The sequence below is a fragment of the Salinicola sp. genome, from assembly GCF_982684285.1.
On record NZ_CEXLVS010000290.1, the window covers coordinates 1 to 4,753 of the forward strand.

At 63.0% G+C, this 4,753-nt stretch carries 3 protein-coding genes and 1 pseudogene; 1 reads left to right on the forward strand and 3 read right to left on the reverse strand.

The features are described 5' to 3' along the window. Nucleotides 1-55: 55 nt before the first annotated feature. Nucleotides 56-748 (reverse strand): annotated as a pseudogene (locus AC3AYF_RS18385) (pyrimidine/purine nucleosidase domain-containing protein); the annotation flags it as partial. A 33-nt stretch (nucleotides 749-781) separates the two neighbouring features. Beyond that, complete coding sequence (locus AC3AYF_RS18390; RefSeq protein ID WP_295041210.1) at nucleotides 782-1,111, reverse strand: YfcL family protein; 330 nt, start codon at nucleotides 1,109-1,111, stop codon at nucleotides 782-784. 288 nt (nucleotides 1,112-1,399) lie between these two features. Between AC3AYF_RS18390 and AC3AYF_RS18395 the strand changes: the two genes are divergently transcribed. Continuing rightward, complete coding sequence (locus AC3AYF_RS18395) at nucleotides 1,400-2,320, forward strand: LysR family transcriptional regulator (protein WP_487780152.1); 921 nt, start codon at nucleotides 1,400-1,402, stop codon at nucleotides 2,318-2,320. Nucleotides 2,321-2,450: 130 nt separating this feature from the next. Here AC3AYF_RS18395 and gcvP read toward each other — a convergent pair. Further along, nucleotides 2,451-4,753, reverse strand: a 2,303-nt coding sequence (gene gcvP / locus AC3AYF_RS18400; RefSeq protein ID WP_487780153.1) for an aminomethyl-transferring glycine dehydrogenase, incomplete at its 5' end; no start/stop codon positions are given.

Below are 4,753 nucleotides of genomic sequence, written 5' to 3' on the forward strand. Positions count from 1 at the left end.
CGATGCGGACGAACGCTTCCAGACGTTTCTCGATGTCCGGCATGATCACCAGTTAGTTGACGATCGGGTTGGGAGACTCGGCGGCGATGATGCCGGGTTCGGAGATCCCCAGATACCGGCTGCCATGGCGGCGCTGTTTGGCGTGGGCCAGATTGGCGCCCTTCATGGGCCCTTTCATGGCGCCAGGGCCGCAGCCGGTGCAGATGTCCAGACCGCGCAGCCCCATGTGATAACCCACGCCCTTGGTATAGTCGTACTCCTCGCGGGTGATCGAATGTCCTCCCCAGCAGACCACCATGCTCGGCTCCTGCGCCGTACGCAGGGTGCTGGCATTGCGCAGGATGTGGAATACGGCGTTGGTGGCGCCCTCGTTGGTCTCCAGGTCGAACTTGGGGTTGTTCTGGATTTCGTTGTAGACGTAGACGATGTCACGCAGCACGGCGGATAGCTGCTCGCGCACGCCGCGAATCATGCGGCCGTCGACGAACGCGCAAGCCGGCGCATTGGAGAGCTTGAGCCGGATGCCGCGATCCTGCTGCAGGACCTCGATGTCGAAGTCCTTGTAGGCCTCCATCACCGCCAGGCCATCGTCGGTGGGCGTGTCACAATTCAATATGGCCAGTGCGCAGCGGCGCACGAGATCGTGAAGGCCGCTGGTGGAGGTGTCCCTGAGTCGATTGACTTCGGATTGAGAGAGCACCTCGAGACTGCCCTCGGGGGAGACGATGGTCGATAGCGTCTCAGGCATGGACGGCATCCTCGTGCAAATAGGTTCGGTGATTCAATGTTCGGCTCTTGCGGCGGCGGTTTGCCAGAGTCCTGCGATCTGTTCGCGATCGGCTTCGCTCATGTTGTCCTGAGCGAAGGTGCTCTCCAGCCACTGCCAATAGGTGGCGTCGAAGTCTTCCGCTTCGACGTCGGCTGGATCGTACTCGGCCATCTCCTGCACCAGGCCGATTTGGGGAATCATGTAGCCGAGCGCGAAAAGCTCGCTGTCATCGGCGCTCTGTTCCATCGCGAGTAGCGTTTGTTGCACGGCCTTGGCGCGCTGCGCAAAGGGATCAGACATAGCGTTCTTCAATCCTGAGTGAGAGCCCGCCAATGCTAACATAGGCGCTGGCGCCTATCGCAGTGGGGCGGGCCAGGGCGGGCCGGTTCCATCGTGGTGGCGTTGGGGTTCGGCGGGGTATCGCGACCTGAAATCGAGGGGGAGGACGAGAGCCGGTTCGGGCCGTTCCCGGGTGTGGCGGTGCGCCCGGGTGTGGCAGTGCGAGTCCGGCCATAAATTGCTATGATTGGAGAGTCCACAGGCGACAACGAGGCGTTATCGACCTTGGCAGACTCAGGCCATCGAATCGAAGCGCTTTAACTGCGTACAGCGTGAGTGATCCGCGTTTCCATGTTCAACGCCCAGTATTTTCGCACCTACATGATGCTCGTCGAGACGGGCAGCTTCACTCAGACCGCGGGCAAGCTGGACATGACCCAGCCGGGCGTCAGCCAGCATGTGCGCAAGCTCGAGGAGTATCTCGGTCGCTCGCTGCTCAATCGACATGGCCGCCGCTGCTCGTTGACCGACGCCGGGCGCCGGGCCTACGACTACGCGGTGAAGCTCTTCGCCGAGCATGAGCATTTCCGTCATTCACTGGATGACGACTCGCCGGACAGCGGCGAATGCCGCATTGCCTCGCCCGGTAGCGTCGGACTGATGTTCTATCCTTTCCTGCTGGGATATCAGCAGATGCACCCGGGGCTGACGGTCAACTACAGCTTCGCGTTCAACCACGAGATCGCGCAGGATGTGGTCGCGGGGCGTTACGACGTCGGCATCGTGACCGAGGTCAGCAAGCATCCCGACCTGAGTTACGAGGAGTGGCACCAGGAGCCCCTGTGCCTGGTGGTACCGGCCGACTTCGCCGGCACCAGTCTCGGTGAACTGCTCGCGCTGGGGTTCGTCAACTACAACGACGGCAATACCAACGCGAGCCTCCTGCTGAAGAGCAACTTCGGCAGCGAATTCCGCAGCATGAGCCATTTCCCGCGCCAGGGTTTCACCAATGAAGTGGGGCAGGTTCTGGACGCGGTGGCCAGGGGGCTGGGATTCACGGTGGTGTCGCGCCCGGTGCTGGAAACCTCTCCATGGCAGCGCCAGGTCAAGGAGGTCACGCTGTCGAAACCGGTCTATGAAACGTTGCATCTGGTATCGCGAACGGACGTCGAACTGCCCAAGCGTTACCGCCAGTTGCTGGAGTCCTTTCGCCAGCAGCGGCTCAATTCGCTTTATGGCTATAGTGAACTGCCCGCCATGGAACCCAACTAGGGGCCGTCTGAAAACTGCCCGTGCTTGTCCATACGGCGTTAAAATCAGTCTCACTGAACCATATCTGTCCATTCCGGAACGACAACGGCCGCTCGATGAGCGGCCGTTGTCGTCGGGTCCTCCCTACGCTTCAGAGAGCCTCTCGATAGGCCTCGATCGGTGGGCAGCTGCAGATCAGGTTGCGGTCACCGAAGACGTTGTCGACCCGATTGACCGCCGGCCAATATTTGGCTTCGCGCACGGCATCGGTCGGGAACGCCGCCCGCTCCCGGGAGTAGGGTCGATTCCAGTTCTCCTCGGTCACGTCCGCCATGGTGTGCGGTGCCAATACCAGAGGGTTGGCGTCCTTCGGCCATTCACCGGATTCGACCCTGGCGATCTCTTCACGAATCGCGATCATGGCGTCGCAGAAGCGATCGATCTCATAGCGCGACTCGGATTCGGTGGGCTCCACCATCAGCGTACCCGCCACCGGGAACGACATCGTCGGGGCGTGGAAGCCGTAGTCCATCAGGCGCTTGGCAATGTCTTCCTCGCTGATGCCGGAGGCGGCCTTGAGCGGTCGCACATCGAGAATGCACTCGTGCGCCACCGTGCCGTTGGCACCCTGGTAGAGAACCGGGTAGTGCGCTTCCAGTCGCTTGGCGATGTAGTTGGCATTGAGAATGGCCAGCTCGGTCGCTTCGCGCAGGCCGCGAGCCCCCATCATCTTGATGTAGGCCCAGGAGATCGGCAGGATCGAGGCGCTGCCGAAGGCTGCCGCCGACACCGCGCTGGAACCCGTCTCGATGCCTTCCTGCGGGGTCATGACATGATTGGGCAGGTGGGGCGCCAGGTGGGCCTTGACGCCGATCGGACCCATGCCGGGGCCGCCGCCGCCATGAGGAATGCAGAAGGTCTTGTGCAGGTTGAGGTGCGAGACGTCACCGCCGTAGTCACCGGGACGGCAGAGCCCGACCTGGGCGTTCATGTTGGCCCCGTCGATGTAGACCTGCCCGCCGTTGTCGTGGACGATCCGGCAGGCGTCACGAATGTTCTCCTCGAACACGCCGTGGGTCGATGGGTAGGTGAGCATGATCGCCGACAGATTGGCGCTGTGTTTCGTCGCCTTGGCTTCGAGGTCCGCCATGTCGATATTGCCATCGCGATCGCACTCGACGACGACCACCTTCATCTGGGCCATGGCCGCTGAGGCAGGGTTGGTGCCATGCGCCGAGCTCGGGATCAGGCAGATATCGCGGTGGCCCTCGCTCACGGCGGCCTGATACCGCCGAATCGCGACCAGGCCCGCGTATTCGCCCTGGGCGCCGGAGTTCGGCTGCATCGATATGCCGTCGTAGCCGGTGATCTCGATCAGGAAATCGCTCAGCTCGGTGATCATCTGACGGTAGCCGGTCGCTTGCGCCGCGGGGGCGAAAGGATGGATGTTGGCAAATTCGGGCCAGGTGATCGGTATCATCTCGCTGGTGGCGTTCAGCTTCATGGTGCAGGAACCCAGCGGAATCATCGCGTGGCCCAGCGAGAGATCGCGGTTTTCCAGGCGCTTGAGGTAGCGCAGCATCTCGGTCTCGCTGCGGAAACGCTGGAAGTTGGGATGTTGTAGAAAGTCGCTCTGGCGGCGGTAGGCGGCGGGGATTCCGCTGGCGCTTCGTTCCACGGCCTGATGGTCGAGCTCGCTGACGGAGAGGCCGTGCTCCTCGCCGATCAGCACATCGAAGAGTTCCGCCAGATCGGCGGCGGTGGTGGTCTCGTTGAGGCTGACCCCGACTTCACCGTCGGCGGGATAGCGCAGGTTGATCTCGCGGGTCAGCGCGCGGCCCTGGATCCGGTGGCTGTCGACACCGGACAGCGTCAGCGTGTCGAACCAGCTGTCGTGCTTGAGTGCGATTCCATGCTGCTTCAGGCCCAGCGCGAGCAGGGTCGTGAGGCGGTGAATGCGGCCGGCGATGGTCTGCAGCCCCTCGGCACCATGATAGGTCGCATAGAAGCCGGCGATATTCGCCAGTAGCGCCTGCGCGGTGCAGATGATGGAGGTCGCCTTCTCGCGACGGATGTGCTGCTCGCGGGTCTGCATCGCCATGCGCAGCGCCGGGCGTCCGCGGCTGTCCTTGGAAACGCCGATCACCCGGCCGGGCAAAGAGCGCTTGAGGCCCTCGCTGGCGGCGAAGAACGCCGCGTGGGGGCCGCCATAGCCCATCGGGACACCGAAACGCTGCGAGTTGCCCAGCACGATATCCACGCCCATGGCGCCGGGCTCCTTCAGCATGACCAGGCTCATCAGGTCCGCCGCGACGCAGGTCATGACCTGGCGCGAGCGTGCCTCGGCGACGATGTTTTCGATATCGCCGACCTCACCGTCGACACCGGGGTACTGCAGCAGCGCACCGAAGACGTCCTCCTGTGCCAGCTGGCTCGCGGGTGCCACGACCAGTT